Origin of the sequence: Pseudomonas sp. zbq_18 (assembly GCF_043102245.1) — a bacterium.
In the GTDB taxonomy this organism is placed as follows: domain Bacteria; phylum Pseudomonadota; class Gammaproteobacteria; order Pseudomonadales; family Pseudomonadaceae; genus Aquipseudomonas.
In genome coordinates this window covers 100,846-127,164 of the sequence record NZ_JBICIT010000005.1, presented here as the reverse complement: position 1 = coordinate 127,164, position 26,319 = coordinate 100,846, and the positions used below count along the sequence as shown (strand labels likewise).

Genomic DNA, 26,319 nt, shown 5'->3' with positions numbered 1-26,319 from the left:
GAACGCTCATGGCTCAGAAGATCATCAAGGTTGGCGATATCGAAATCGCCAACGACAAACCCTTCGTGCTGTTCGGCGGCATCAACGTGCTGGAGTCCCGTGACCTGGCCATGCAGGCCTGCGAAGAGTACGTGCGGGTCACCGAGAAACTCGGCATCCCCTACGTGTTCAAGGCCAGCTTCGACAAGGCCAATCGTTCCTCCGTTACCTCCTTCCGCGGCCCGGGCCTGGAAGAGGGCATGAAGATCTTCGAGGAAGTGAAGAAGACCTTCGGCGTGCCGGTAATCACCGACGTGCACGAGCCCTATCAGGCCGCTCCGGTGGCCGAGGTGTGCGACATCATCCAGCTGCCGGCCTTCCTCTCCCGGCAGACCGACCTGGTGGTGGCCATGGCCAAGACCGGTGCGGTGATCAACATCAAGAAGGCTCAGTTCCTCGCCCCGCAGGAAATGAAGCACATCCTCAAGAAGTGCGAGGAAGCCGGTAACGACCAACTGATCCTCTGCGAGCGCGGTTCCTCCTTCGGGTACAACAACCTGGTGGTGGACATGCTCGGCTTCGGCATCATGAAGCAGTTCGAGTATCCGGTGTTCTTCGACGTCACTCACGCCCTGCAGATGCCGGGTGGTCGTGCCGACTCCGCCGGTGGCCGCCGTGCCCAGGTCACGGACCTGGCCAAGGCTGGCATGAGCCAGGGCCTGGCAGGCCTGTTCCTCGAGGCCCATCCGGATCCGAATAACGCCAAGTGCGACGGCCCCTGTGCCTTGCGCCTGGACAAGCTGGAGCCCTTCCTCAGCCAGCTCAAGCAGCTGGACGACCTGGTGAAGAGTTTCCCGGCGATCGAGACTGCCTGATCGAGCAGTTCTCCGGTAAAGTGCGCGCCCGTTGGCCGTGACCGGCAGGCATCCTCTCTCGTGAACATTTGGAGTGTTAAACGCGATGGCAAAAATCATCGATATCAAGGGTCGTGAAGTTCTCGACTCCCGTGGCAACCCCACCGTTGAAGCCGATGTGATCCTCGAGGGTGGCATTGTCGGCAGCGCTTGCGCGCCGTCCGGTGCCTCCACCGGCTCCCGTGAAGCACTGGAACTGCGTGACGGCGACAAGAGCCGTTACCTGGGCAAGGGCGTGTTGAAGGCTGTTGCCAACGTCAACGGCCCGATCCGTGACCTGCTGCTGGGCAAAGATGCGCTGGATCAGAAGGCGCTCGACCGCGCCATGATCGAACTGGACGGCACCGAGAACAAAGGCAAGCTGGGCGCCAACGCCATCCTCGCCGTGTCCCTGGCCGCCGCCAAGGCTGCTGCCCAGGCCAAGGGCGTGCCGCTGTATGCGCACATCGCCGACCTCAACGGTACCCCAGGTCAGTACTCGATGCCGGTACCGATGATGAACATCATCAACGGTGGCGAGCACGCCGATAACAACGTCGACATTCAGGAGTTCATGGTGCAGCCGGTCGGCGCCAGGAACTTCGCCGACGCCCTGCGCATGGGCGCCGAGATTTTCCATCACCTCAAAGCCGTGCTGAAGGCCCGTGGCCTGAACACTGCCGTGGGTGACGAAGGTGGCTTCGCGCCGAACCTGGCTTCCAACGAAGATGCCCTGGCCGCCATCGCCGAAGCCGTGGCCAATGCTGGCTACAAGCTGGGCGAGGACGTGACCCTGGCGCTGGACTGTGCTTCTTCCGAGTTCTTCAAGGACGGTCAGTACGACCTGGCCGGCGAAGGCAAGGTGTTCAGCGCCGAAGGTTTCGCCGACTACCTGGCTGGTCTGACCCAGCGTTACCCGATCATCTCCATCGAAGACGGCATGGACGAATCCGACTGGGCTGGCTGGAAAGTGCTGACCGACAAGATCGGCGAGAAGGTGCAGCTGGTCGGCGACGACCTGTTCGTGACCAACACCAAGATCCTCAAGCGCGGCATCGAAGAGAAAATCGGCAACTCGATCCTGATCAAGTTCAACCAGATCGGCTCGCTGACCGAGACCCTGGAAGCCATCCAGATGGCCAAGGCCGCCGGCTTCACCGCGGTGATCTCGCACCGCTCGGGTGAGACCGAGGACAGCACCATCGCCGACCTGGCCGTCGGCACCGCTGCTGGCCAGATCAAGACCGGTTCGCTGTGCCGTTCGGATCGCGTGTCCAAGTACAACCAGCTGCTGCGTATCGAAGAGCAGCTCGGCGGAAAGGCCCCGTATCGTGGCCGCGCCGAGTTCCGCGGCTAAGCCGGGAATGGTAAAAGGGCAGCGCAAGCTGCCCTTTTCGTATGGATACCCTGAACAACATGTCAAAGGCGCCTTACTGGCTGTTCGTTGCGCTCATTCTGGTTCTTGCCGGCCTGCAGTATCGCCTGTGGGTGGGCGAGGGCAGCCTGGCCCAGGTCAGCGAACTGAAGCAGCAGATTGCCGAGCAGCAAGGCGAGAATGAGCGTCTGCTCGAACGTAACCGTATCCTTGAGGCCGAAGTGGTCGAGTTGAAGAAGGGTATGGAAACGGTCGAAGAGCGTGCTCGTCATGAGCTGGGCATGGTCAAAGAGGGCGAAACCCTCTATCAGCTCGCCGAATGAGCGCTTTCGCAAATCCCTCGTTCTGGGTGGTAATTCCCGCCGCCGGCATCGGCTCGCGCATGCGTGCCGACCGTCCCAAGCAATATCTGCAGCTGGCCGGCAAGACCATCCTCGAACACACCCTCGACTGTTTTCTCGAGCATCCCCAGCTCAAGGGCCTGGTGCTGAGCCTGGCGGCGGACGATCCGTTCTGGCCGACCCTGCCGGGTGCAGCCGATCCAAGGGTACAGCGCGCCAATGGCGGGGCGGAGCGTGCCGATTCGGTGCTGGCCGGCCTGCTGCGCCTGCTGGAGCTGGGCGCGCAGCCCGACGACTGGGTGCTGGTGCACGATGCGGCACGGCCCAATCTGGCCGCTGAAGACCTGGACAAGTTGCTGCAGGAGCTGGCGGGCGACCCAGTCGGCGGCCTGCTGGCCGTGCCGGCCCGCGACACCCTCAAGCGGGTCGGGGCGGACGGCCGGGTCGCTGAAACGGTGGACCGCAGCGTGATCTGGCAAGCCTATACGCCGCAGATGTTCCGCTTCGCCGCCTTGCATCAGGCGCTGGCCGATGCGCGGGTGGCGGGTGTGGCGATCACCGATGAGGCCTCTGCCCTGGAGTGGGCCGGACAGGCGCCGAAACTGGTGGAAGGCCGGGCGGACAACCTTAAGATCACTCGCCCCGAAGACCTAGAGTGGCTGCGCCAGCGCTGGGCGCACAAACACTGACAGCGGTGTAGCCCGGACTTCAGTCCGGGATTTCGCCGCTCCCCGGGCTGAAGCCCGGGCTACCATGCTCGCTCCCGGAGTGCGCGATCACACCTTGAACTGATTAATCAACCGCCGCTGCTGCTCGGCCAGCTTGGTCAGCTCGGCGCTGGCCTGGCTGGCCTCGTCGGCGCCGCCCGCCACTTCGGCCGCGACCTGGCCGATATTGGTGACGTTACGGTTGATGTCCTCGGCCACCGCGCTCTGCTCCTCGGCGGCGCTGGCAATCTGGGTGTTCATGTCGTTGATCACAGACACCGCCTGGGTGATGTTCTCCAGCGCTTCGGCGGCGATCTGCGCCTGCTGTACGCTGTCGTCGGTGCGTGTCTGGCTCTGCTCCATCACGCTGACCACCTCGCGGGTGCCGTTCTGCAGCTGTTGGATCATGCTCTGGATTTCTTCGGTGGCCTGCTGGGTCTTTTGCGCCAGGTTGCGTACCTCGTCGGCCACCACGGCGAAGCCGCGGCCCTGTTCCCCGGCCCGTGCCGCCTCGATGGCGGCATTGAGCGCCAGCAGGTTGGTCTGCTCGGCGATGCCACGAATCGCTACCAGAATGGCGTTGATGTTCTCGCTGTCCTTGGCCAGGGTCTGCACCACGCCCACGGCGCGGCCAATTTCACCGGCGAGCCCGGATATCGCCTTGGCGGTATTCTCGACGATGCGCTTGCCGTCGTTGGCCGAACGGTCGGCGTGATTTGCGGCTTCGGCTGCCTGGGTGGCGTTGCGCGCCACGTCCTGGGCGGTGGCGCTCATTTCCTGCACCGCAGTGGCGACCTGGTCAATCTCGGCCATCTGCCGCTGCACACCCTGGTTGGTGCGGATGGCAATGTCGGCCGTGTATTCGGAGGAGTCGCTGACCTTCTGCACCGAGGTGACCACATCGCGGATCATGCCCTGCAGCTTGTTGAGGAAGGTGTTGAAACCGCCGGCGATCTGTCCCAGTTCGTCGGCGCGATCGACTTGCAGGCGTACGGTGAGATCGCCGTCGCCTTTGGCAATATCGTCGAGCATGCCAACCATCTGCCGCAGGGGGCGGGCGATGCCGTAGCCAACGAACCAGATCACCAGCAGGCCCAGGGCAGCCACCAGCAGGCCAACCAATGTCATGCCAACAGTATCCTGGTTGGCCTGCTCGGTCAGCTCACCCTGCAGCTGGCGCAGTTCGGCCATGACGGCCTGGGTGGGCAACTCGATGGCCAGGGCCCAGCGTGTTTCGGTGCCGGCCACGCGAAACTGCTGGATCAGCTGGATCTGCTGGCTCTGCTCATCCAGCCGCAAGATGGGGTCTTCACTGCCGCTCTGCTGCAATTGCTGCAGCAATTGGCTATTTACTGCCTTTTCCGCAGGCTGGTTGACCAGGTTGGCGTCCTTGGTAGCGGCGATCAGGCTGCCGTTGGCGGAGATCAGTGCCAGCTCACCGGCTCCGTCATAGAGTTGTTGTTTGGCCTGGTTGAGCAACTCCTGGATGAAGTCCAGGGCCAGGTCGTTGCCGACAGTGCCTTTGAATTGGCCGTCGACCATGATGGGCGCGTTGAAGGAGGCGACCAGGACCTGCTTGCCGCCGAAGTCGTAGGAGGCTGGGTCGATGACGCAGGGTTTGCCGGTTTCCTTTGGGCACAGGTAGTACTCGCCGGTACGCACGCCGCTGGGCTGGCGCTCCTGGCTTTCCATCTGCTCAAGGGTCAGCGCCTCACGCTTGAACTGGCCACCGTCGCGATACCACCAGGGCATGAAGCGGCCCGAGGCGTCGTAGCCGATATCCTGCTGGCCGGCATAGAGGTCGTCATCCTGATCGAACGCATTGGCTTCCCAGCCGATATACAGGTCGATCAAGTCCGGGTTGTCCTTCAGGTATTCACCGAGCAGTGCACTCAGTTCTTCTCGGCTGGTGCCTAGTACGGTGCCGTCAGGCAGGGTTTGGCCAATTCGGCTGTTCAGCGTGGCGATGGACTTGGCCAGCAGCATGGGCTGCTCGAACTTGCGCTGCAGTTCGCCGACCTGGGCATCGGCCATGGCCTGCAGGCGCTGATTGATGGTGTTCTGCAGCAGCTCCTGGGTGCGTTGCTGCACCAGTTGCTGGGCGCGGGTGTTGGCGAACAGGGCGTATAGCACCAGGGCGATGACCACGGCGAGAATGCTCGCTCCGGCCAGGAGAACCACGGAGAACTGAATCGACTTGAAGCGCATAGTGACTCCACAACATTGGGTTGTGCCTGTCCCTGGCTTATCGGCCGATACATGCCAAAGCATGAGCTGGTCTATGCAACTAGCAAAGTTGCCCGAGGGTCATAGTGCAAGTGGGGCGTTGCTCTGCGTCTGAGGGCGTCCTAGCATACGGCGCTTGTCTTACCCGGAGATTCGTTATGCACAGCCTGTTTCGCCTGACAGCCCTGGCCGGCCTTTCCCTGCTCACGGCCTGTCAGGCTGTGAATACTACGAGTGGTGGCGCGGTGGGTGTGGAGCGTAAGCAGTACATGTTCAGCATGCTCTCCGCTCAGGAAGTGGACAAAATGTACGCCCAGGCCTATCAGCAGACCCTCAGCGAGGCGTCGAGCAAAGGGTTGCTGGACAAGAGCAGCCAAAATGCCCGGCGCGTGCAGGCCATCGCCAAGCGTCTGATCGCTCAAGCCCCGGTATTCCGGGCTGATGCCGCGCAGTGGGACTGGCAGGTCAACCTGATCGACAGCCCCGAGCTGAATGCCAACTGTGGGCCAGGCGGCAAGATCATTGTCTATAGCGGGCTGATCGAGCAGTTACAGCTCAGCGACGCCGAACTGGCCGCGGTGATGGGCCATGAGATCGCCCATGCCTTGCGCGAACACAGCCGCGAGGCCATGTCCAAGGCCTACGGTACGCAGATGGCCACTCAGCTTGGCTCGGCATTGCTGGGGTTGGGGGAGGCCGGTAAGCAGATGGCGGATACCGGGGTGGAGTACCTGATGACGTTGCCGAACAGTCGTTCCAATGAAAACGAGGCGGACATCATCGGCCTGGAACTGTCGGCGCGCGCCGGCTATGACCCGAATGCGGCGATCAGCCTGTGGCAGAAAATGAGCCAGGCTGGCGGTGGTGCGCCGCCCGAGTTCATGAGCACTCACCCGTCTTCCAGTTCGCGTATAGCGGCGCTGCGGGCGGCGATCCCGAAGGTGATGCCGCTCTATCAGCAGGCTCGGAAATAATGAAAACGGCGCCAGTAGGCGCCGTTTTCATATCAGGGCAGGGCTTTTTCTGCGTAGGGACGAGTCTCCAGACCCAGTTGGGCGCGGAAGCTCTCCATGTCAAACATGGTGCAGATCTCACGAATATCGCCATTCGGTGCCAGGGTCCAGAAGGCCATGGCCGAAATGCTCAGCACCTTGTCGCTCGGCGGGTAGCCGAGCGCGGGCTTTTCGATGGTGCCGATCAGGGTGCTCCAGGTCACCACCTTGTAGCCCTCGGCGATACATTCCTCGACCACGACCTCCATGTCCGGCATGGCGCTGCGGATTTCCTGCACCATCTGGGTGAAGGCCGCGCTGTTCAGCGGGCGGCCGATGAATGAGCTTTTGTAGAGGAAATCCGCACCGTGCATCTGCTCGGCCAGGGCCAGGCGGCCCTTGTTCCAGGTCAGGTCGATGTGCTGGCGCACGCGTCGTTTCATTTCGTCCATTGACATGTACTGCTCCTTTGACGGGATTGTGCAATCCGCTGCACAGAATACCAGCACTGAGACCTGATTCAGCCTCTGGCTGTGAAGCCGTTCATACAAGCGGTGACTGCAGCTACGCGCCCAAACCCAGTGCCTGGCAGGCTGCGTAGATGGCCAGAGCGGCGAAAGCCAGGGCTGCCAGGCGACGAATGAGCGTCAGCGGCAGACGATCGGCGGCGAAGTGGCTGGCCAGTACCACGGGGACGTTGGCAATCAGCATGCCCAGGGTCGTGCCAATCACCACCAGTACAAAATCAGGGTATTGGGCGGCCAGCATCACAGTGGCGACCTGGGTCTTGTCGCCCATTTCGGCGAGGAAGAAGGCGACCAGGGTGGTGAGGAAGGGGCCGAAACGCTTGAGGTTGGACTCCTCGTCATCGTCGAGTTTGTCCGGAACCAGCGTCCACAGCGCGACAGCAGCGAAGCTGGCGGCGAGAATCCAGCTCAGGGTGCTGGGAGAGAAGAATCCGGCTACCCAGTTGCCTACCGCGCCTGCGGCGAAGTGGTTGGCCAAGGTGGCGACGACTATGCCCCAGATGATGGGCCAGGGGCGGCGAAAGCGCGCAGCGAGCAACAGCGCGAGCAGCTGCGTTTTGTCGCCGATTTCGGCGAGGGCCACGATACCGGTGGGGACGAGCAGGGATTCCAACATCATCAGGCGTTCCTACAGGGGCGGGTTCGACGGTTAGCTATGACACGTACGACCTTCCCGCCCCGGGTGAGGTGTGCGTGTCATAGGTCTTGTCAAACCCGTGCCTCTGTGGGCCTTGGGTCGCATGCGCCATGCTCTGCGGAGCAAGTGTGTTGACGCATGCCGGGTGAGCAGGGCGCTCACGGGAGACTACTCCCCTAGGACGGCGCGCATTGTGCCCAAAGCGCGCCGGTGGGGCAACCTCAGTCTTCGCTGCCGCGCACATCCATGTCGCGGTAGGAAACCAGTCTGCTGCCATTTTTCAGCCGATAACCCAGCCAGATGGCGAGGAACAGCGGCAGGCTGATGTAGGTGGCGACCAGCCCGGCCCAGTCGATGGTTACGCCGACGAAGGCCTGGTAGTTCTGCCCCAGGGTGATCAGCAGGCACAGGGCAAAGGCGAACAGGGGACCGAAGGGGAACAGCTTGGCGCGATAGGGCAGGTCTTGCAGGCGCCCGCCCTGTGCCTGGTAGCCCTTGCGGAAACGGTAGTGCGACACGGCGATGCCGAGCCAGGCGATGAAGCCGCACATGCCTGAGGTATTGAGCAGCCAGGTGTACAGGGTGCTATCACCGACGATGGAAGTGAAAAAGCACAGCGCGCCAACCAGCGTCGTGGCGTAGAGCGCGTTGCGCGGCACACCCCTGGCGGACAGGCGAGCGAACAGCCGGGGGGCTTTACCTTGAGTCGCCAGGTTGTAGAGCATGCGGGTCGAGGCGTACATGCCCGAAGTGCCGGCGGAGAGGATGGCGGTGAGGATCACGGCATTCATCACGCTGGCCGCCGCGGCAAAGCCGGCGCGCTCGAACAGCAGGGTGAAGGGCGACACGCTGATGTCGCTGGCGTCGTTCTGCAGCAGGCTCGGCTCGTTGTAGGGGATCAGCATGCCGATCACGAAGATCGCCAGAATGTAGAACATCAGGATGCGCCAGAACACCTGACGGATGGCGATGGGGATGTTCTTCTTCGGGTTCTCCGACTCGCCGGCGGCGATACCGATCAGCTCGGTGCCCTGGAAGGAGAAGCCGGCGATCATCATCACCCCGACCATGGCCTGCAGGCCGCCTACGAACGGCGCTTCACCGGTGGTGAAGTTGCTGAAGCCCGGTGACTCGATGCCGCTCATGATGCCGAAGATGGTGGCCAGGCCGATGCCGATGAACACGACCACGGTGACTACTTTGATCAGGGCGAACCAGAACTCGCTCTCGCCGAAGCCTTTCACTGAAAACACATTGAGCAGGAACATCAGGCCGAGGAACAGGGCGCTCCAGTAGATGCCGGGTACATCGGGCAGCCAGAAGCTCATGATCAGCTGCGCCGCGACCAGTTCGGCGGCGATGGTCACCGCCCAGTTGTACCAGTAGTTCCAGCCCAGGGCGAAGCCGAAGCCATCGTCGACGAAGCGGCTGCCATAGGTGCTGAACGAGCCGGAAACCGGGATGTGCGCGGCCATCTCGCCGAGGCTGGTCATGAGGAAATACACCATTACTCCGATCAGCGCGTAGGCCAGCAGGGCGCCGCCGGGGCCGGCACTGGCGACCGTGGCACCGGAGGCAACGAACAGACCGGTACCGATCGAGCCGCCGATGGCAATCATGTTCAGATGGCGCGGTTTCAGGACGCGATGCAGATGAGGTTGGGTGTTTTCGGTCACAAATGGGCTCCAGGGCGTTCGGCTTGGCCGACGCCTGAGTCTGATTCAGGGCGTGTGCTTAGCGGCGGTGGGCGTTGTAGATACGAAAGCCGTCGCCTTCGTTGAGGATCGTGCAAGGCCCCAGGTGTTGTTCGATCAGCGGTGGGTACTTGAGGAAACTGTTGGCCACCAGGCGCAGCTCGCCGCCTTTGTCCAGATGCCGTGCGGCCTGGCGCAGCAGGTGTTCGCTGGCCTGGTAGTCGGTGTGCACGCCGGTATGGAAGGGCGGGTTGCTGATGATGGCGGCCAGGCCCTTGGGTGCCGCATCGATACCGTCACCGGCGATAACCTCGGCATCCAGGCCGTTGGCGGCCAGGGTCAGGCGGCTGCTCTCGACGGCGAAGGCATCGACATCGAGCATGCTGACCTGACTCTGCGGATAGCGGCGTTTGAGCGTGGCGCCCAGCACGCCGGCGCCGCAACCGAAGTCGAGCAGGTGGCCTGGCGGCAGGTTGTCCAGGTGCTCCAGCAGCAAGGCGCTGCCGCGGTCCAGGCGACCATGGCTGAACACCCCGGGCAGGCTCAGCACCTGCAGCGGGCCGTCGGCCAGTTGCAGCTCGAAGCGCTGGGCGAGGGCGTGCAAATCGGGGGCTGCCGGTGCGTTCTCTATCGTCACCTGCCACAGCTGGCAGTGGCGGGCGCTGTCCAGCTTGCGCGGTTTGCCGAACGCGCTCAGCTGTTTGGCGGCGCGTTCGATGCCGCCGCGTTTCTCGCCGACCAGATACAGCGCGCGACCGGCCAGGCGCGTGGCCAGGGCCTGCAGCAGATAGTCGGTCAGTTCGCGCGATTTCGGCAGGAACAACACGGCACCGTCGAAGTGGCGCTCGGGAGCTCGGGTGCCGAACTGGCAACGCCCGGCGAAGCGGGTTTCGAGCCTGTTGTGTTCGCCGGCATGCCAGCTCCAGCCCTGTGCACGGGGCAACTGGCCCAGCAGGTCATCGGCCGGCAGACCGGCCAGCAACAGATCGCCCTGGAACAGCTCTGGCTGGCGCAGCAGCACTTCGCTTCGTGGGTCCATGGCGATCTCCGGGTCAAAAAGCCGCGTAGTTTACCCGTTGACCACGCGGATGGGGGCGCCGGAGAAGAACGCGCGGGCATTCTCCGACAATTGGCCGACGATGCGCTGGCGGGCCTCGCGGCTGCCCCAGGCGTTGTGCGGGGTGATGATCAGGCGCGGGATATCGTTCGCCAGCAGCGGGTTGCCATGGCGCGGCGGTTCCTCGCTGAGCACGTCGAACGCCGCGCCACCCAGATGGCCGGCACGCAGGCAGTCGGCCAGCGCCTGCTCGTCGACCAGGCCACCGCGGGCGGTGTTGAGCAGCAGTGCCTGGGGTTTCAGCAGCGCCAGTTCGGCGGCGCCGATCAGATGGCGGGTCTGCTCGGTCAGTGGGCAGTGCAGGCTGAGGGCATCGACTTGCGGCAGCAGTTCGCTCAGTGGCAGGCGATCGGCGCGTGGCGGGCGACCGGGCAGGGCGCCATACAGCACGCGCATGCCCAGGGCTTCGGCCAGGCGGGCGAAGGCACCGCCCAGTTCGCCATGGCCGAGGATGCCGAGGGTCTTGCCTGTCAGCTCGATGATCGGGAAGTCCAGCAGACAGAACTGGCTGGCGCGCTGCCAGGCCCCGTTACGAACCGCGTCCTGGTAGTCGGGCAGGCGTGTGGCCAGGGCAAGCAGCAGCATCAGCGCGTGCTGCGCCACCGAGGCGGTGCCGTAGCCCTGGCAGTTGGCGACGGTGATGCCGTGCTCGCAGGCGGCGGCCAGGTCAATGTTGTTGGTGCCCGTGGCGGACACCAGGATCAGCTTCAGCTCGGGGCAGGCGGCCAGGGTGTCCGCGTCCAGGCGCACCTTGTTGCTGATCGCCACCTGGGCGCCCTGCAGGCGCTCGGTCGCCTCGGCGGCAGTGCTGGTGGCATGCAGAGTCAGTTCGCCGAATACCTGGCGCAGCGGCGACATGTCGAGGTCGCCAAGATCAAGAGAAGCGTGGTCGAGGAAGACCGCGCGGGTGCTGTTGCTCATCAGCTGTACCTGTCTGGATGCGTTGCAGTGGCGTAAGGTTGCCAGCCTGTCTCACCGATTCCCACCCTTCGGAGGTCGCATGTACTGGGCGGAGTTTTTGACTGTGGCGTTGATCCACTTGCTGGCAGTGGCCAGCCCGGGACCGGACTTCGCTGTCGTGGTGCGCGAGAGCGTGGCTCATGGTCGCCGCGCAGGCACCTGGACGGCGCTGGGCGTGGGTACCGGCATCTTCGTCCATGTCGCCTACTCGCTGCTGGGCATCGGCCTGATCGTGTCGCAGTCCATCGTGCTGTTCAACGCGCTGAAGTGGCTGGCAGCGGCCTACCTGTTCTACATCGGCATCAAGGCCCTGCGCGCCAAGCCGGCGGCGCCGGGTGGCATGGACGTGGCTGTGGATGGCGCCGAGCGCTCGCCACGCGGTGCCTTCATGACTGGTTTTGTTACCAACGGTCTGAACCCCAAAGCCACGCTGTTCTTCCTCTCGCTGTTCACCGTGGTGATCAACCCGCATACGCCGCTGACGGTGCAAGCGGGTTACGGCGTCTACCTGGCCTTCGCCACGGCCACCTGGTTCTGCCTGGTGGCACTGTTGTTCAGCCAGCGCCGCGTGCGCGCCGGCTTCGCGCGTCTGGGGCATTGGTTCGACCGGTTGATGGGCGCGGTCCTGGTGGGGTTGGGCGTCAAGCTGGCCTTTACCGAGCTTCGATAAGAGCGTCGCCTATAAAAAAGCCCCGCCTAGGCGGGGCTTTTCATTCGCGTGCTGGTTACAGCAGTTCGATGGCCACGGCAGTCGCTTCGCCGCCGCCGATGCACAGCGAGGCCACGCCGCGCTTGCCGCCCTTCTTCTGCAGGGCGTTGATCAGGGTGACGATCAGGCGCGAGCCAGTGGAGCCCACCGGGTGGCCCTGGGCGCAGGCGCCGCCGTAGACGTTGACCTTGGCGTGGTCCAGGCCGTGCTCACGCATGGCCAGCATGGTGACCATGGCGAAGGCTTCGTTGATCTCGTACAGGTCAACGTCGGCCTTGCTCCAGCCGGTCTTCTTGAGCAGGTTGCTCATGGCGCCGATCGGCGCGATGGTGAACTCGCTCGGGTCCTGGCTCTGGGTGGCGTGGGCGACGATCTTCGCCAGCGGCTTGAGGCCGCGCTTGGCTGCTTCCTCGGCGGTCATAAGGACCAGCGCGCTGGCGCCGTCGGAGATCGAACTGGCGTTGGCGGCGGTGATGGTGCCGTCCTTCTTGAACGCCGGCTTGAGGGTCGGAATCTTGTCCAGATTGGCGGTCAGCGGCTGTTCGTCGTCCTTCACCACCACTTCGCCTTTACGGCTGGTGACGGTGACCGGGACGATCTCACTGGCCAGTTCGCCGTTCTGGATGGCGGCCTGGGCGCGCTTCAGCGACTCGATGGCGTAGGCGTCCATTTCCTCACGGGTGATGCCGTACTTGTCGGCGGTTTCCTGGGCGAAGGAGCCCATCAGGCGGCCGGTGCGGGCATCTTCCAGGCCGTCGAAGAACATGTGGTCCTTGATCTCGCCGTGGCCCATGCGCAGGCCGGTACGGGCCTTCTCGATGATGTAGGGGGCGTTGGACATGCTTTCCATGCCGCCAGCGACCATCACCTCGTTGCTGCCGGCCTTGAGGGCGTCAAAGGCCTGCATCACGGCCTTCATGCCTGAACCGCACAGCTTGTTGATGGTGGTGCAGCCGGTGGTGGCCGGCAGGCCCGCGTTCAGCGAGGCCTGGCGGGCTGGGCCCTGCTTGAGGCCGGCGGGCAGCACACAACCCATGATTACTTCCTGCACGTCAGCCGGCGCGATGCCGGCGCGGGCCACCGCCTCGCGAATGGCGATGGCGCCCAGTTCTACGGCCGGAACACTGGACAGGCTGCCCTGGAAGCCGCCCATGGGGGTGCGGGCGGCGCTGACGATGACGATATCGGACATCGGTATTACCTCTGAAGAGTGAAGCCGGAGCGGCGTAACGCACCGATTCTACTGTGTGACCGAAAGTGGCCAAAGGGTCACCTGGAAAATCATTCTTTGGGTTGATTAAGCCATGCCGGCACGGTTCTAGATTGTCGCTCAACAACAACTTCAAACAATCAGGTGATCGCCATGCTGCAGACCCGTGTCATTCCGCCAACTGAAAACGCCAACCAGGCCCCCCTGCTGATCAAGCGTCTTTTGCTGTCCGGCAGCCGCTATGAGAAGACCCGGGAGATCGTCTACCGCGACAAGCTGCGCTATAGCTACGCGACCTTCAATGAGCGAGTGGCCCGCCTGGCCAATGTGTTGACGGATGCCGGGGTCAAGGCTGGTGACACCGTGGCTGTGATGGACTGGGACAGCCATCGTTATCTGGAATGCATGTTCGCCATTCCGATGATCGGGGCGGTACTGCACACCATCAACATTCGCCTGTCCGCCGACCAGATCCTCTACACCATGAATCACGCCGAGGACAAATTCGTCCTGATCAACAGCGAGTTCGTGGGCCTGTACAAGAGCATCGAAAGTCAGCTGACTACGGTGGAGAAGACCCTGCTGCTTACCGATGAGGCCAGTAAAACAGCGGATCTGGCTAATCTGGTAGGTGAGTACGAGAGCCTGTTGGCTGCCGCCAGTACCCAGTATGACTTCGCCGATTTCGACGAAAACTCGGTGGCCACCACCTTCTATACCACCGGCACCACCGGCAACCCCAAGGGCGTGTACTTCACCCACCGGCAACTGGTGCTGCACACCCTGGCCGAGGCCAGTGTGCTGGGCAGCCTGGACAGCGTACGTCTGCTGGGTACCGCCGATGTCTACATGCCGATCACGCCGATGTTCCACGTGCATGCCTGGGGCATTCCCTATGTGGCCACCATGCTCGGCATCAAGCAGGTCTATCCGGGGCGTTACGAGCCGGACATGCTGTGCCGGCTGATCCGTGAGGAAAAGGTCACCTTCTCCCACTGCGTACCGACCATTCTGCAGATGATGCTCAATGCGCCGACGGCGCAGGGTTACGACTTCGGCGGGCTCAAAGTGATCATTGGTGGTAGTGCGCTCAACCGCGCGCTGTATGAGGCGTCCAAGGCCCGCGGCATTCAACTGACCGCTGCTTACGGCATGTCCGAAACCTGCCCGCTGATTTCCTGTGCACATATCAACGATGAGTTGATGGCTGGCTCCGAGGATGAGCGCACCACCTACCGCATCAAGGCTGGCGTGCCGGTGCCGCTGGTGGAAGCTGCGCTGATGGGAGCGGACGGCCAGTTGCTGCCGGCCGACGGTGAGACCCAGGGTGAATTGGTGCTGCGCGCGCCCTGGCTGACCATGGGCTACTTCAACGAGCCGCAGAAAAGTGCCGAGCTGTGGGAGCACGGCTGGCTGCATACCGGTGACGTTGCCACCCTGGATGATTTCGGATTCATCGATATCCGCGACCGTATCAAGGATGTGATCAAGACCGGTGGCGAATGGTTGTCCTCGCTGGAGTTGGAGGATCTGATCAGTCGCCATGCGGCCGTGCGCGAAGTGGCGGTGGTGGGTATTCCCGATCCGCAGTGGGGCGAGCGTCCCTTCGCGCTCTTGGTGCTGCGTGATGGTCAGGAACTGGATGCCAAAGGCTTGAAGGAACACCTCAAGCCCTTTGTCGAGCAGGGCAACATCAACAAGTGGGCCATTCCCAGTCAGATTGCGATTGTTACTGAAATTCCCAAGACCAGTGTGGGGAAACTGGATAAGAAGCGAATCCGCCTGGATATCGCCCAGTGGCAGGCCTCCGGCAGCGCATTTCTTTCCACTCTTTAGGCTGAATGGGCCCGGATTTGCGGTTAATACCCGCAAATCCGGTTAAATGTTTGGCTTGTTAATTGCTATTCCAGGTGTGCTTGGCCGGTCTCTTGATTGCGTGACTGGCCGGTCTAGAGAGGCTGCTGGCTTGAAATCACACTTTAGGGGGATCTAGCTCTAAAGGGGGGTGACTATAGTCCGCCGCATCCATAACAAAAAACACATGGAGTAGCGTCGATGACAACCCAAAAACCGTTCTGGCGACTGGCCAAGCTGCCTCTGGCAGTCAGCCTTGCCTCCACTCTCGCTGCCCCGGCCTTCGGTATCACTTTTGAAATCGGTGAGATCGAAGGCCAGTTCGATTCCTCTCTGTCTGTTGGTGCCAGCTGGGCTGTGCGCGGTGCCGATCCAGATCTGGTCGGTCAGCGCAATGGCGGTTCCGCGTCCTCTCAGACCGGCGATGATGGTCGTCTGAACTTCAAGAAGGGCGAGACCTTCTCCAAGATCTTCAAGGGCATCCACGACCTTGAACTGAAGTACGGCGACACCGGCGTGTTCGTGCGCGGCAAATACTGGTACGACTTCGAGCTGAAGGACGAGAGCCGCCTGCTCTATGACATCGATGATCACAATCGCAAGGAAGCTGCCCAGGCCTCCGGTGCGCAGATCCTCGACGCCTTCATCTATCACAACTACTCCATCGCCGATCAGCCGGGTTCTGCGCGTTTCGGTAAGCAGGTGGTGAGCTGGGGTGAAAGTACCTTCATTTTCAACTCGATCAACTCGATTAACCCGGTTGACGTGGCCGCTTTCCGCCGTCCTGGCGCGGAGATCAAAGAAGGTCTGATTCCGGTCAACATGTTCTATGTGTCGCAGAGCCTGACCGATAACCTGTCGGCCGAGGCCTTCTATCAACTGGAGTGGGACCAGACCGTAGTGGATAACTGCGGGACCTTCTTCTCTGTTGACCCTGTAGCTGATGGCTGTACTGATCGTTTGGCCGTTCTGGGCAGTGACCTGGGTGGGCCAGGCAGTACCGGTTATCGCTACGTTGGGCGTGCAGGAGATCAAGACGCGCGTGATAGCGGCCAATGGGGTGTTGCTCTGCGCTGGTACTCGCCCGAACTCAACGATACCGAGTTCGGCTTCTACACCATGAACTACCACAGTCGCACGCCGATTCTGTCGTACATCGCTGGTCAGGATATCTACCTGAGCCCTGGCGCAGTGGAAGATCCAGCAACTGGCGAGCTGTTTGCCAAGTATTATCTGGATTATCCGGAAGACATCCGTCTGCATGGCGTTAGCTTCTCCACCAATATTGGCTCGACTGCGGTAGCCGGTGAGTTGAGCTATCGGCCCAACATGCCAATGCAGATCAACACCTTTGACCTGACACTGGCCTCTATCGCCCAGGGGCCAACCTCTGATGCATTGGGTGTTGACACCAATAGTCCGATCTTTACCAGCGGCCAAGCAGCCTTCGGCTCTGGTGAGGTTCTCAAAGGCTATGTACGCAAGCCGCTGACCCAGGCCCAGCTCACAGTCACTCAGTTTGTCGATCAGGTCATGGGTGCCTCGCGTCTGACCCTCGTGGGTGAGGTGGGTTACAGCCATGTCAGTGACCTGGGTAAGAACGAGCTGCGCTTTGGCCGTGCTGCTGAGTTCGGCTCCGGCGAGCTGCCGACTAATAGCCTCTGCACCGGTATTGCCAACACTGCTAACCCCGACGAGTGCAATAGCAAGGGCTATTTCACCAACACATCCTGGGGCTACCGCGCTCGCGCTATCCTCGATTACCCGGATGTGTTCGCCGGCGTGAACCTGAAGCCGAATCTGTCCTGGTCGCACGACGTGGATGGTTATGGTCCGACCTTTAACGAGGGTAATAAGGCCATCAGTCTTGGTTTGGATGCCGAGTACCAGAACACCTACACCGCCAGCCTGTCTTACACCGACTTTTTCGGTGGCGAGTACAACACCAACATTGATCGTGACTTTGTTGCACTCAGCCTCGGCGTGAACTTCTAAGGATCGGGATCAACAGGAACGTATGCAGATGAAAACTACAAAACTACTGATGCAAACCGGTGCCCTGGCAATGTCTCTGCTGGCCACCAGCGTGATGGCTGCCGTTTCCGCCGAGGAAGCAGCCAAGCTGGGCACCACCTTGACTCCACTGGGCGCGGAGAAGGCCGGTAATGCGGATGGCTCCATTCCCGAGTGGACCGGCGGCCTGCCGCAGAACGCCGGCACCGCCGACGCTCGTGGCTTCCTGTCCAACCCGTTCCCGAACGAGCAGCCGCTGTTCACCATCACCGCGCAGAACGTCGACCAGTACAAGGACAAGCTGACCCCCGGTCAGCAGGCCATGTTCAAGCGCTACCCGGACAGCTTCAAGATCCCGGTGTATACCACTCACCGCAGCGCCACTGCTCCGCAGAGCGTTTTGGATGATGTGAAGATCAACGCCACCAACACCAAGCTGGTCGAAGGCGGTAACGGTCTGGAGAACTTCAAGACTGCCTACCCCTTCCCGATCCCGCAGAACGGTCTGGAAGCGATCTGGAACCAGATCACCCGCTACCGCGGCGGCAGCGTGCGTCGCCTGGTGACCCAGGCTACTCCGCAGGCCAACGGTTCCTACAGCCTGGTGTACTTCCAGGATGAGTTCACCTTCCCGACCAGCCTGACCGACTACGATCCGAGCAAGCCGACCAACATCCTGTTCTACTTCAAGCAGCGAGTGACCGCTCCGGCGCGTCTGGCCGGTAACGTACTGCTGGTTCATGAGACTCTGAACCAGGTGAAGGAGCCGCGTCTGGCCTGGCTGTACAACGCCGGTCAGCGTCGTGTGCGTCGTGCCCCGCAGGTGTCCTACGACGGTCCGGGTACCGCGGCCGACGGTCTGCGGACTTCCGACAACTTCGACATGTACAACGGTGCGCCTGACCGTTACGACTGGAAGCTGAACGGCAAGAAGGAGATCTACATTCCGTACAACTCCTACAAGCTGGACTCGCCGAACCTCAAGTACTCCGACATCATCAAGGCCGGTCACCTGAACCCGGAGCACACTCGCTACGAGCTGCACCGCGTCTGGCATGTCACCGGTACCCTGAAGGCCGGCGAGCGCCACATCTACGCCAAGCGTGATGTGTTCATTGATGAGGATACCTGGCAGGCCGCGGTGATCGACCACTACGACGGTCGCGGTGCCCTGTGGCGTGTCGCCGAGGCTCACTCCCAGTACTACTACGACAAGCAAGTGCCGTGGTACACCGTGGAAACCCTGCACGACATCATCTCCGGCCGTTACCTGGCTCTGGGTATGAAGAACGAGGAGAAACAGTCCTACGACTTCAACTACAAGGCCTCCAGCAGCGACTACACCCCTGCCGCTCTGCGTCAGGCTGGCGTTCGCTAAGCTACACGTTGCACGAAGAAGCCGGCCTAGTGCCGGCTTTTTTGTGTTTGCCTGTCGCTATGGGCTTCTTTTCATGGCCATGAGGGGATAGGCTGCGGTCATTTCGCGTCAGCTGAAGACTCATCCTGCTTGTGACCGATCTTTCCCGTTCCTCTCTGACTCACGCCTCCCCAGACACTGCTGGCGATGTCCGCTTCTATCGTCCCCCATTGCCGGCCGGGCATGTCCGCAGGCCGCGCCTGTGCGAGCGCCTGGAGGATGGCATGGGTGGGCGCCTGCTGCTGATCAGCGCGCCGGCCGGCTTCGGCAAGAGCTCGCTGGCGGTGGAGTTCTGTGAGCGACTGCCTGACAACTGGCAGAGTCTCTGGTTGGGCCTCAGTCGGCGTGACAGTGACCCAGGGCGCTTCCTTGAGCGCCTGCTTGAAGGCTTGCGCGAGCACTTCCCGGGCATCGGCGAGGAGGCCATGGGCATGCTCAAGCTGCGCCAGCGTCATCAGCCATTCGCCTTCGAAGAGTGGCTGGGCAGCATGCTTGATGAACTCAATGATCGTCTCGATCCCGAGTGCCCTTTGCTGGTCGTGCTGGATGACTATCACCTGGCTCAGGGCGCGGTGCTGGATCGCTGCCTGCAGTTTTTCCTCAATCATCTGCCTGCGAGTATGCTGGTGCTGGTGACCAGCCGCCAGCGCCCAGATTGGCATCTGGCACGTCTGCGCCTGTCGCGTCAGCTGCTGGAGCTGCAGGAGCAGGACCTGCGCCTCAATGCCGAAGAGACGCGAGCACTACTGGGAGCGCAGGGGGCAGATCTGCCTCAGGCTACCCTGGATAACCTGCTCGAGCGTAGCGAGGGGTGGATAGCTGGGTTGCGCCTGTGGTTGCTGACCGCGAGCGAAGGCGAAGAAAGCCTGCATGGCGCGCGGGGCATGATTCGCGAATACCTACTGGAAGAAGTGATCGAGCGTCAGTCGGCCGAACTGCAGGCCTTTCTCTACGACACGGCCTGCCTGGAGCGCTTCTGTGCCGAGTTGTGTGATGCCTTGCGCGACAGTCATGACAGTGCGGCCATGCTCCAGCACCTGCAGGCGCATCAGGTCTTTCTGGTGCCGCTTGACGAGCAGGGGCGCTGGTTCCGTTACCACCATCTGTTCTCCGACCTGTTGCGTGCCAATCCGCAACAGCACCAGTCGCAACCGACGGCGCGTCTGCATTTGCGCGCCTGTCGTTGGTACAGCGAGCAGGGCATACTCGATGAGGCAGTGGAACAGGCACTGCGCGCCGGCCAGCCCGATGTGGCTGCCAGCCTGGTACAGAATTTTTCTGAAGAGCATCTGCTGGCCGAGCAGAACGTAGCCTTGCTACTGCGCTGGAAAATGGACTTGCCCGACAGCCTGCTGAGCAGCACGCCTCGGTTGATCCTGCTGTACAGCTGGGCGCTGGCCCTGGCCTGTCAGCTCGATGCGGCAGAAGAGTTGGCCAGCCAGTTGGTGCGTTTCCTGCCGGCTCCCAGCCAGGCCGAGCAACAGTCCTTGCTGGCTCAGTGGCTATCGGTCAGTGGCGTCATCGCCCGCGGACGCGGTGATAGTCAGCGTGCCGAGGCCTATTGTGGCGAGGCGTTGGCGGCAATGCCTGCGGAGCATTACGGCTCTCGTCTGCTGTGCCTGTCCACACTGGCCAACCTGGCCATGGTGCATGGCGACCTGTGGCGTGCCCGGGGTCTCAACCGTGAAGCCCTGGAACTGGCCCAGCGCCAAGCCAATCCATTGTTTGAAGCCTTCTGCCACTACGACAGAGCCCGGGTACTGCTGGTGCGTGGGGAAGTACTGCGTGGTCAGGAAGAAGTACAGGCCGGACTGGAACGCTTGCGCGGGCTGCCGCCTCAGCGGATGTATGCGGTGCGCGCGCGACTGGCGTTGTACGAGGGCTTCTTGCTGGCGCTGCGGATGCGTCCGCAGGACGCGCGCCAGCGTCTACTCGAAGGCATTGCCGAGGCGCGCAACTGCCGCGATATCAGTCTGCTGGTCGGCTATTGCCTGCTGGCCAGCCAGGAGGGGCGTGCGGGGCGTCTGAACGAAGCTTTTGCCTTTCTAGCCGAAGCTGAACGGCTGATGCATATCTGGGATGTGCCGCCGGTGTATTACCTGTCGATGATCACCCTGACCAAGTGTGAGCTGTGGCTCAGTCAGGGACAGATCGACCTGGCAGGTGCCTGGCTGCTTCGTCTGGCAGATACCTATTCTGGCGAGCAGGCGGCCACGGCGCCGGAGTTCCACCCGCAGCTTTCTTTGCATATCGAGTTGCAGCAGGCGGCCCTGGAGCGGCGCAAGGGTGAGGGCGAGGCGGCCGAGCGGCGTCTGCGGGCTCTGATCCTGCGCGCTCAGGGGCGAGGGGCGCAGCTGTTGAGTAGCTTCGCTCAGGTGCAATTGAGCCTGTTGCTGCATGCTGCGGGGCGTGAGCGTGAGGCCCAGTTGCAGTTGCATGGCGCTTTCGAGATCAGCTCCGGTGGTGCTCTGCTGCCTTTCCATGAGTTGCTGATGCATCAGCCAGCCTGGTTGCATGAACAGTTGCTGAGTGCACCCCGTACGCCGCTTACCGAAGCGCTGCGCCAACATCTGCCGCAAGGCCTGGACGAGCCAGTGCATGACGCTTCCGTTCTCGCCGAAGCGTTGAGCAGTCGCGAGCTGGCGGTGCTGCGTCTGATCGCTCAGGGCTGTTCCAACCAGGAAATCAGCGACAAGCTGTTCATCTCCCTGCACACGGTCAAGACTCACGCCCGCCACATCAACGGCAAGCTGGGCGTGGAGCGGCGCACCCAGGCCGTCGCGCGGGCCAAGAGCCTGGGGCTGCTCAACTGAGTTCGGGGTCGAACTCGCGCCGGGTGGCATGGATCAGTTGCAGGTTGTCGTGTTGCCAGGGGTGGAAGTCGGCGCGGTAGTAATCGCAGTACACCCGCACCAACGGCCGCAGGATGCCGCGACTGCCCCATAACCAGGCCAGGCCGTCGCGCCATACGCGCCAGTTCCACAGGAGTCCGTCGCGCCGCAGCATGTGCACCAGGCCCTTGAAGGTATCCAGGCTGAAGAAGAACGTGCTCTGCAACATGGCCCGGCGCCGTAGCCAGACGTTGCCGCAGACCTGCTGATAGAGGTCGAAGGCCACGGCCTTGTGCTCGCTCTCCTCCAGGGCATGCCAGCGCCAAAGACGCGCCATCTGCGGGTCGGCGCCGGCCAGCCAGTCCGGGTTCTGCAAAATGGCATCGGCCATGATCGCGGTCAGATGCTCGACCGACACGGTTGCCGCCAGATGCACCTTGGCGGGCAGATGCTTGCGCACGAAGGCCAGGCGCTTTTTCAGGCGCTTCTCCAGGTAGTCGAGGTCGTAGCCACTGGCACGCAGGGCCTCGCTGTAGTGTTCGTGCTCGCGGCTGTGATGCGCCTCCTGACCAATGAATCCGCGGATCTGCGCCTGTTGCAGAGGGTCACTCACCTGGTCGCGGAAGGCCCGTACCGAGTCGATGAAGAAACGCTCGCCGTCCGGAAACAGCAGCGACATGGCATCGAAGAAGTGGCTCTTGAATGCGTTGTCGCCATGCCAGTGGCGTGCCCAGGGTGCGGGCAGCTCGAACTCCGGCTGGCGTGGCTTGATCTGCAAATCCTGCGGGGTCGTGCTGGGCATGCGGCCTCCCGATTCATTCTTATGATTTGTCGGGACTATGGTCTTGTCGGTCATTTCCGGACAAGGTTATCTTCAGCCATTCTTCAGGTCATATCCGGCCAATGCCTGTCATGAGCAAAACCACGATCCTCACCGCCGAACTGGCTCCGTTGGCCTATGCCGAGGCTCTGTTGCAGCTGGCTGAGGAATACGGTGTCAGCCGCGCCGCGCTGTTGGCCAGTGCCGGGCTGCGTGCCGAGATCCTGCAAAACCCCACGGGGCGCCTAGCCCTGGCCGACTTCCACCTGCTGGCCAGCAGCGCCCTGACGCTGTGCGACGAGCCGGCACTGGGGTTGCTGCTTGGCCTGCGTCTGAATGCTTCGGCCCACGGTATTCTCGGCTATGCCCTGCTATCGAGCGCCGATCTGGGCAAGGCCATCCACTTCGCGTTGCGTTATTACCGGGTGCTCGGACTGACCTTCGAGTTGCAGCTGGTGGAGCAGCCTGACAGCCTGGAACTGCGCGCCAGCGAGTCGGTGCCGCTGGGAGCGCTCAGTCGCTTTTCCGCAGAAGGCCTGTTTGGCAGCCTGTTCAGCATTGCCGAGTTCCTCCTCGGCGAGCCGCCGCAGGGCATCGAGATCGGCTTTACCTTTCCCGAGCCGGCGCATGCCGGGCGCTACCGCCAGGCATTTGGCGTCGCCGCCTGCTTCGATCAACCCTGGCACTGGTTTCGTCTGCCACGGGCTTATCTGGCGCACCCCATGGCGTTGGCCAACCCGGCCACCATGCAAATGTGCGAGCAGCAGTGCGAGGCGTTGCTGGCCAGTCTGGACCTGCAGGAGGGGCTGCTCAGTCGGGTACGACGTTTGCTGCTGGCGCGCCCGGGAGATTTCCCCGACCTGGCCGCTGCCGCGCGGGCCTTGCACACCAGTGAGCGCAGTTTGCGCCGGCATCTGGCAGCCAGCGGTACCAGCTATCAGCAAGTGCTGGATGAGGTGCGACGCAGCCTGGCCCTGCAGTACCTGAGCACCACCCACCTGCCGCTGTTCGAAATCGCGCACTTGTTGGGTTTCAGCGACCCGTCCAACTTTCGCCGGGCGTTCCGCAAATGGACGGGCAGGGCGCCGAGCGATTATCGTGCCGCCCCTGTGCCAGCGACGAGGAGCACCCCATGAGCGAGACTGCCCAGCCCAGCCTGATCCGCGAAACTTTTCCCGTCGGACCTTTGCAGTGCAACTGCACCATTATTGGCGACCCCGTCAGCAAGAAGGCCATCGTCGTCGACCCGGGCGGCAATCCCGAGCTGATCATGGCGCGCCTGGAGGCTCATGGCCTCAAGGTGGTGAGCATCATTCATACCCATGCGCACCTGGATCATTTTCTCGCGTCGGGGCAGATGAAGGAGAAGACCGGCGCCACCCTGCACCTGCACAAGGACGATCAGTTCCTCTGGGACAATCTGGAGATGCAGTGCCGCATGTTCGGCGTGCCCTACACGCCAGTGCCGGCGCCGGACCAGTGGTTGGCCGACGATGAAGAGCTGGCCTGTGGCTGCGGCGTGGCGCTGCACACACCGGGGCACACGCCGGGCTCCACCAGCTTCTGGTTCCCCGAGGCCAAGCTGCTGATCGCCGGCGATACCCTGTTTCGACGCGGTATCGGACGCACCGATCTGTGGGGCGGCGACCAGGCTACCATCGTGCGCTCGATCAAGCGCCTGTATACCCTGGACGAGGATGCTACCGTGGTCACAGGCCATGGCCCGGAAACTCGACTGGGCGACGAGATGCGCGAGAATCCCTTTGTTCGGGGCTGAGGAATCTTTCCCACTCCCGCCGATCTAAGTTCTAGCCGGTATTGCCGGCCGTCAACTCTGCTTCAGGAGCCAATAACATGTTCAACACTTCACGCCTGACCCTTGCCGCAGTACTGGTTGCCTTGGTGACAGGCTGTGCCTCGCAGAACCCTTATGATGCCCAGGCCGGTGGCCAGAGCGGTGGCATGAGCAAAACTGCCAAGTATGGCGGGCTGGGCGCGCTGGCGGGCGCCGTGGCCGGCGCGGCGATCAACCATGACAACCGGGGCAAGGGCGCGCTGATTGGCGCCGCAGTCGCGGGTGCCGCGGGTGCCGGCTACGGCTATTACGTCGACAAGCAGGAAGAAGAGCTACGCCGCAGCATGCAGGGCACTGGTGTGGAAGTGCAGCGCCAGGGCGACAACATCCAGCTGATCATGCCTGGCAACATTACCTTCGCCACTGATTCCGCGGACATCGCCAGCAGCTTCTACGCACCGCTGAACAACCTGGCCGCGTCCTTCCGCCAGTACAACCAGAACAGTATCGAGATCGTCGGTCACACCGACAGCACCGGCAGCCATGCTTACAACATGAGCCTCTCGCAGCGTCGTGCGCAGAGCGTGGCCAACTACCTGTCGGCTCAGGGCGTCGATGCTTCGCGCCTGAGCACTCGTGGCGCCGGCCCGGATCAGCCGGTGGCCAGCAACGCCACGGCCGATGGTCGTGCACAGAACCGTCGGGTGGAAGTCACCCTGCGCCCACTGCCCGGCGCGCAGTACTGAGTTAGAGGCTCCAAACCAAAGGCTCCGCAAGGGGCCTTTGGCGTTTCTGGGGGAGCTCCGCAGTCTTTGTGGCGATTGCGAACGGCGTGTCGGCAAGAGGGCGCGCCGCCACTGTGACAATAGCCCGTATGCGACTTGGGGCTGTCGTGCCGCTGTTCAGCCCGGGAACTGGCGGTGCAGCTCAGCCAGCTGGGCATCCTTGGCCTGCCACAACTGGTTGACCCACTGCTGAAACTGCAGGCGGTAGGTTTCATCCTGGTCGTAGTTCTTGCCGATGAATTCGGCGGGAATGTCCATCTTCTCGAAACGCACCACGACCTCACCGAGGCGCCCGCAGAGCAGGTCCCAGAAACCGGGGTTGCCGCCCGGGTAGTGGACAGTGACATTGACCAGCGCGTCCAGCTGCTCGCCCATGGCATCCAGGACGAAGGCGATGCCGCCGGCCTTGGGTTTGAGCAGATGCTGGAAGGGCGATTGCTGCTGCGCATGCTTCTGCGGCGTCAGGCGCGTGCCTTCGAGGAAGTTGAACACTGACACCGGGTTGCTCTTGTAGCGCTCGCAGGCCTTGCGCGTGGTGGCCAGGTCCTGGCCGCGCTTCTCCGGGTGCTTGGCCAGGTATTCCTTGCTGTAGCGCTTCATGAAGGGGAATTCGAGCGCCCACCAGCACAGGCCGATCACCGGCACCCAGATCAGCTCCTGCTTGAGGAAGAACTTGAGCAGCGGCATGCGCCGGTTGAGCAGGTACTGCAGCACCAGGATGTCGACCCAGCTCTGGTGGTTGCTGGTCACCAGGTAGGAGTGGCGCATGTCCAGGCCCTGGATGCCTTCGACATCCCACTGGGTTTTGCGGGCCAGACGCATCCAGAACTTATTGATGTCGATCCAGGCTTCGGCGATGCCGTGCATGACGAAGCGCAGCGCGCGTTGGGCGCTGGGAAACGGCAGCAGCAGCTTGAGCAGGGCAGTGAGGAACAGTGGCCAGCACATGACCAGCGTGTTGAGGGCCAGCAGCAGGGCGCTGATGATGCCGCGCAGCGGGGCAGGCAGAAAGTGCAGCATGGGCTCGGACAGCTCCAGGTCTGGGGGCTTATGGTCTGCCCCGTGGTTTGGGATACCTGCAGCACTCCCTGCGGCAAGCGGCTCCGGCGCAAAGGTTAACGCTTGTACACTGAACGGCAAGTGTCATGACCGACTCGGCGGTCAGCTCCGTCGTCCATGCCTGGCAGAGCGCGGCGGATTCTAGCCTAGTTGCCACTGCGGCGAGGCATCTGCGGGGGCAACTGTCCCGAGTTGGGTCTGGCTTGCACCGATCGCAGCAGCGAGCACATGCAGGAGGAAGGCTTTTTGTGGGAGCGGCTTTAGCCGCGATGCCTTTGAGCGGCGCTCATCGCGGCTAAAGCCGCTCCTACTCAAGCCTGGCGCAACCTGTAGGAGGGACCTTGGCCGCGACTGTCTGTGCTGCCTGGGTTGCGGCCA

The 26,319-nt window shown here is 62.5% G+C and carries 23 protein-coding genes, 1 pseudogene and 1 riboswitch; of the genes and pseudogenes, 13 read left to right on the top strand and 11 right to left on the bottom strand.

Annotated features, from left to right (window positions below; genetic code table 11):
• Positions 1 to 8 precede the first annotated feature (8 nt).
• The 4 genes from kdsA (at position 9) to ispD (ending at position 3,277) form a co-directional block, all read left to right on the top strand.
• Positions 9 to 854 (top strand): 3-deoxy-8-phosphooctulonate synthase, encoded by an 846-nt coding sequence (gene kdsA, locus ACF8C6_RS03745; protein ID WP_392498052.1) that lies wholly within the window; start codon positions 9 to 11, stop codon positions 852 to 854.
• 85 nt (positions 855 to 939) lie between these two features.
• On the top strand, positions 940 to 2,229 hold the full coding sequence (gene eno / locus ACF8C6_RS03740) for a phosphopyruvate hydratase (protein WP_392498051.1): 1,290 nt from the start codon (positions 940 to 942) through the stop codon (positions 2,227 to 2,229).
• Between the two features lie 59 nt (positions 2,230 to 2,288).
• A complete protein-coding gene (gene ftsB / locus ACF8C6_RS03735) occupies positions 2,289 to 2,570 on the top strand; it encodes a cell division protein FtsB (RefSeq protein ID WP_277688629.1) in 282 nt (93 codons plus the stop codon).
• On the top strand, positions 2,567 to 3,277 hold the full coding sequence (gene ispD / locus ACF8C6_RS03730; RefSeq protein WP_392498050.1) for a 2-C-methyl-D-erythritol 4-phosphate cytidylyltransferase: 711 nt from the start codon (positions 2,567 to 2,569) through the stop codon (positions 3,275 to 3,277). The genes ftsB and ispD overlap by 4 nt, the downstream gene beginning before the upstream one ends.
• 87 nt (positions 3,278 to 3,364) lie before the next feature.
• Here the strand turns inward: ispD and ACF8C6_RS03725 are convergent, their stop codons facing one another.
• Together ACF8C6_RS03725 and ACF8C6_RS03720 are read right to left on the bottom strand one after the other, a co-directional pair.
• Positions 3,365 to 4,108, bottom strand: coding sequence for a methyl-accepting chemotaxis protein (locus ACF8C6_RS03725; RefSeq protein ID WP_392498176.1), 744 nt, complete (start codon positions 4,106 to 4,108; stop codon positions 3,365 to 3,367).
• A 114-nt stretch (positions 4,109 to 4,222) separates the two neighbouring features.
• Positions 4,223 to 4,423: pseudogene (locus ACF8C6_RS03720) on the bottom strand (HAMP domain-containing protein); the annotation flags it as partial.
• 1,256 nt (positions 4,424 to 5,679) lie between these two features.
• Here ACF8C6_RS03720 and ACF8C6_RS03715 point away from each other — a divergent pair.
• Positions 5,680 to 6,495 carry a M48 family metalloprotease gene (locus ACF8C6_RS03715; RefSeq protein WP_392498049.1) on the top strand — a complete coding sequence of 272 codons (816 nt, stop codon included), beginning with the start codon at positions 5,680 to 5,682 and terminating at the stop codon, positions 6,493 to 6,495.
• 32 nt (positions 6,496 to 6,527) lie between these two features.
• Here ACF8C6_RS03715 and ACF8C6_RS03710 read toward each other — a convergent pair whose 3' ends face one another.
• The 5 genes from ACF8C6_RS03710 to ACF8C6_RS03690 all read right to left on the bottom strand — a co-directional run bounded on the left by ACF8C6_RS03710 (position 6,528) and on the right by ACF8C6_RS03690 (position 11,409).
• Positions 6,528 to 6,971, bottom strand: coding sequence for a ketosteroid isomerase-related protein (locus tag ACF8C6_RS03710; protein WP_392498048.1), 444 nt, complete (start codon positions 6,969 to 6,971; stop codon positions 6,528 to 6,530).
• 106 nt (positions 6,972 to 7,077) lie between these two features.
• Positions 7,078 to 7,653: a TMEM165/GDT1 family protein gene (locus tag ACF8C6_RS03705; RefSeq protein ID WP_392498175.1), complete on the bottom strand. Its 576-nt coding sequence runs from the start codon at positions 7,651 to 7,653 to the stop codon at positions 7,078 to 7,080.
• A 98-nt stretch (positions 7,654 to 7,751) separates the two neighbouring features.
• Positions 7,752 to 7,866: riboswitch (yybP-ykoY riboswitch) on the bottom strand.
• Between the two features lie 32 nt (positions 7,867 to 7,898).
• A complete protein-coding gene (locus tag ACF8C6_RS03700) occupies positions 7,899 to 9,353 on the bottom strand; it encodes an amino acid permease (RefSeq protein WP_392498047.1) in 1,455 nt (484 codons plus the stop codon).
• 58 nt (positions 9,354 to 9,411) lie between these two features.
• Entirely contained in the window at positions 9,412 to 10,410 is a 999-nt protein-coding gene (locus ACF8C6_RS03695; protein ID WP_392498046.1) for a methyltransferase, read from the bottom strand.
• A gap of 30 nt (positions 10,411 to 10,440) precedes the next feature.
• The gene (locus tag ACF8C6_RS03690; protein WP_392498045.1) at positions 10,441 to 11,409 is read right to left on the bottom strand and encodes a 2-hydroxyacid dehydrogenase; all 969 of its coding nucleotides are present in this window, start codon (positions 11,407 to 11,409) and stop codon (positions 10,441 to 10,443) included.
• 79 nt (positions 11,410 to 11,488) lie between these two features.
• Between ACF8C6_RS03690 and ACF8C6_RS03685 the strand changes: the two genes are divergently transcribed.
• The gene (locus tag ACF8C6_RS03685) at positions 11,489 to 12,118 is read left to right on the top strand and encodes a LysE family transporter (protein ID WP_392498044.1); all 630 of its coding nucleotides are present in this window, start codon (positions 11,489 to 11,491) and stop codon (positions 12,116 to 12,118) included.
• A 55-nt stretch (positions 12,119 to 12,173) separates the two neighbouring features.
• Here the strand turns inward: ACF8C6_RS03685 and ACF8C6_RS03680 are convergent, their stop codons facing one another.
• Positions 12,174 to 13,349, bottom strand: a complete 1,176-nt coding sequence (locus ACF8C6_RS03680; RefSeq protein ID WP_392498043.1) for a thiolase family protein — start codon at positions 13,347 to 13,349, stop codon at positions 12,174 to 12,176.
• 171 nt (positions 13,350 to 13,520) lie between these two features.
• On the opposite strand from ACF8C6_RS03680, the gene ACF8C6_RS03675 reads away from it, so the two are divergent.
• From ACF8C6_RS03675 to ACF8C6_RS03665, 3 genes are all read left to right on the top strand, one after another.
• Positions 13,521 to 15,203, top strand: a complete 1,683-nt coding sequence (locus ACF8C6_RS03675) for a fatty acid--CoA ligase (protein WP_392498042.1) — start codon at positions 13,521 to 13,523, stop codon at positions 15,201 to 15,203.
• A 219-nt stretch (positions 15,204 to 15,422) separates the two neighbouring features.
• Positions 15,423 to 17,216 carry a DUF1302 domain-containing protein gene (locus ACF8C6_RS03670; protein ID WP_392498041.1) on the top strand — a complete coding sequence of 598 codons (1,794 nt, stop codon included), beginning with the start codon at positions 15,423 to 15,425 and terminating at the stop codon, positions 17,214 to 17,216.
• Between the two features lie 28 nt (positions 17,217 to 17,244).
• Entirely contained in the window at positions 17,245 to 18,612 is a 1,368-nt protein-coding gene (locus tag ACF8C6_RS03665) for a DUF1329 domain-containing protein (RefSeq protein ID WP_392498040.1), read from the top strand.
• Between the two features lie 98 nt (positions 18,613 to 18,710).
• Here the strand turns inward: ACF8C6_RS03665 and ACF8C6_RS03660 are convergent, their stop codons facing one another.
• On the bottom strand, positions 18,711 to 19,259 hold the full coding sequence (locus tag ACF8C6_RS03660; protein WP_392498039.1) for a hypothetical protein: 549 nt from the start codon (positions 19,257 to 19,259) through the stop codon (positions 18,711 to 18,713).
• Here ACF8C6_RS03660 and ACF8C6_RS03655 point away from each other — a divergent pair.
• Positions 19,140 to 21,464 (top strand): LuxR C-terminal-related transcriptional regulator, encoded by a 2,325-nt coding sequence (locus ACF8C6_RS03655; RefSeq protein WP_392498038.1) that lies wholly within the window; start codon positions 19,140 to 19,142, stop codon positions 21,462 to 21,464. The two genes, ACF8C6_RS03660 and ACF8C6_RS03655, sit on opposite strands and share 120 nt — an antisense overlap.
• Here the strand turns inward: ACF8C6_RS03655 and ACF8C6_RS03650 are convergent.
• Positions 21,457 to 22,284: a metal-dependent hydrolase gene (locus tag ACF8C6_RS03650; protein WP_392498037.1), complete on the bottom strand. Its 828-nt coding sequence runs from the start codon at positions 22,282 to 22,284 to the stop codon at positions 21,457 to 21,459. The two genes, ACF8C6_RS03655 and ACF8C6_RS03650, sit on opposite strands and share 8 nt — an antisense overlap.
• A gap of 110 nt (positions 22,285 to 22,394) precedes the next feature.
• Here ACF8C6_RS03650 and ACF8C6_RS03645 point away from each other — a divergent pair, with 110 nt between their 5' ends.
• The 3 genes from ACF8C6_RS03645 to ACF8C6_RS03635 all read left to right on the top strand — a co-directional run bounded on the left by ACF8C6_RS03645 (position 22,395) and on the right by ACF8C6_RS03635 (position 24,843).
• Positions 22,395 to 23,438 carry an AraC family transcriptional regulator gene (locus tag ACF8C6_RS03645; protein WP_392498036.1) on the top strand — a complete coding sequence of 348 codons (1,044 nt, stop codon included), beginning with the start codon at positions 22,395 to 22,397 and terminating at the stop codon, positions 23,436 to 23,438.
• Complete coding sequence (locus ACF8C6_RS03640; RefSeq protein ID WP_392498035.1) at positions 23,435 to 24,079, top strand: MBL fold metallo-hydrolase; 645 nt, start codon at positions 23,435 to 23,437, stop codon at positions 24,077 to 24,079. The genes ACF8C6_RS03645 and ACF8C6_RS03640 overlap by 4 nt, the downstream gene beginning before the upstream one ends.
• Positions 24,080 to 24,156: 77 nt before the next feature.
• Positions 24,157 to 24,843 carry an OmpA family protein gene (locus tag ACF8C6_RS03635; RefSeq protein ID WP_277688646.1) on the top strand — a complete coding sequence of 229 codons (687 nt, stop codon included), beginning with the start codon at positions 24,157 to 24,159 and terminating at the stop codon, positions 24,841 to 24,843.
• A 156-nt stretch (positions 24,844 to 24,999) separates the two neighbouring features.
• Here the strand turns inward: ACF8C6_RS03635 and ACF8C6_RS03630 are convergent, their stop codons facing one another.
• Positions 25,000 to 25,902: an acyltransferase gene (locus ACF8C6_RS03630; RefSeq protein ID WP_392498034.1), complete on the bottom strand. Its 903-nt coding sequence runs from the start codon at positions 25,900 to 25,902 to the stop codon at positions 25,000 to 25,002.
• Between the last annotated feature and the right edge of the window lie 417 nt (positions 25,903 to 26,319).

Bases quoted from the DNA above. Each gene is read 5' to 3' on its own strand.
- kdsA (WP_392498052.1), top strand. From the start codon at position 9: ATGGCTCAGAAGATCATCAAGGTTGGCGATATCGAAATCGCCAACGAC.
- eno (WP_392498051.1), top strand. From the start codon at position 940: ATGGCAAAAATCATCGATATCAAGGGTCGTGAAGTTCTCGACTCCCGT.
- ftsB (WP_277688629.1), top strand. From the start codon at position 2,289: ATGTCAAAGGCGCCTTACTGGCTGTTCGTTGCGCTCATTCTGGTTCTT.
- ispD (WP_392498050.1), top strand. From the start codon at position 2,567: ATGAGCGCTTTCGCAAATCCCTCGTTCTGGGTGGTAATTCCCGCCGCC.
- ACF8C6_RS03725 (WP_392498176.1), bottom strand. From the start codon at position 4,108: ATGGCCGAGATTGACCAGGTCGCCACTGCGGTGCAGGAAATGAGCGCC.
- ACF8C6_RS03715 (WP_392498049.1), top strand. From the start codon at position 5,680: ATGCACAGCCTGTTTCGCCTGACAGCCCTGGCCGGCCTTTCCCTGCTC.
- ACF8C6_RS03710 (WP_392498048.1), bottom strand. From the start codon at position 6,971: ATGTCAATGGACGAAATGAAACGACGCGTGCGCCAGCACATCGACCTG.
- ACF8C6_RS03695 (WP_392498046.1), bottom strand. From the start codon at position 10,410: ATGGACCCACGAAGCGAAGTGCTGCTGCGCCAGCCAGAGCTGTTCCAG.
- ACF8C6_RS03690 (WP_392498045.1), bottom strand. From the start codon at position 11,409: ATGAGCAACAGCACCCGCGCGGTCTTCCTCGACCACGCTTCTCTTGAT.
- ACF8C6_RS03685 (WP_392498044.1), top strand. From the start codon at position 11,489: ATGTACTGGGCGGAGTTTTTGACTGTGGCGTTGATCCACTTGCTGGCA.
- ACF8C6_RS03680 (WP_392498043.1), bottom strand. From the start codon at position 13,349: ATGTCCGATATCGTCATCGTCAGCGCCGCCCGCACCCCCATGGGCGGC.
- ACF8C6_RS03675 (WP_392498042.1), top strand. From the start codon at position 13,521: ATGCTGCAGACCCGTGTCATTCCGCCAACTGAAAACGCCAACCAGGCC.
- ACF8C6_RS03670 (WP_392498041.1), top strand. From the start codon at position 15,423: ATGACAACCCAAAAACCGTTCTGGCGACTGGCCAAGCTGCCTCTGGCA.
- ACF8C6_RS03665 (WP_392498040.1), top strand. From the start codon at position 17,245: ATGAAAACTACAAAACTACTGATGCAAACCGGTGCCCTGGCAATGTCT.
- ACF8C6_RS03655 (WP_392498038.1), top strand. From the start codon at position 19,140: ATGCTTGATGAACTCAATGATCGTCTCGATCCCGAGTGCCCTTTGCTG.
- ACF8C6_RS03660 (WP_392498039.1), bottom strand. From the start codon at position 19,259: ATGATTGAGGAAAAACTGCAGGCAGCGATCCAGCACCGCGCCCTGAGC.
- ACF8C6_RS03650 (WP_392498037.1), bottom strand. From the start codon at position 22,284: ATGCCCAGCACGACCCCGCAGGATTTGCAGATCAAGCCACGCCAGCCG.
- ACF8C6_RS03645 (WP_392498036.1), top strand. From the start codon at position 22,395: ATGAGCAAAACCACGATCCTCACCGCCGAACTGGCTCCGTTGGCCTAT.
- ACF8C6_RS03640 (WP_392498035.1), top strand. From the start codon at position 23,435: ATGAGCGAGACTGCCCAGCCCAGCCTGATCCGCGAAACTTTTCCCGTC.
- ACF8C6_RS03635 (WP_277688646.1), top strand. From the start codon at position 24,157: ATGTTCAACACTTCACGCCTGACCCTTGCCGCAGTACTGGTTGCCTTG.
- ACF8C6_RS03630 (WP_392498034.1), bottom strand. From the start codon at position 25,902: ATGCTGCACTTTCTGCCTGCCCCGCTGCGCGGCATCATCAGCGCCCTG.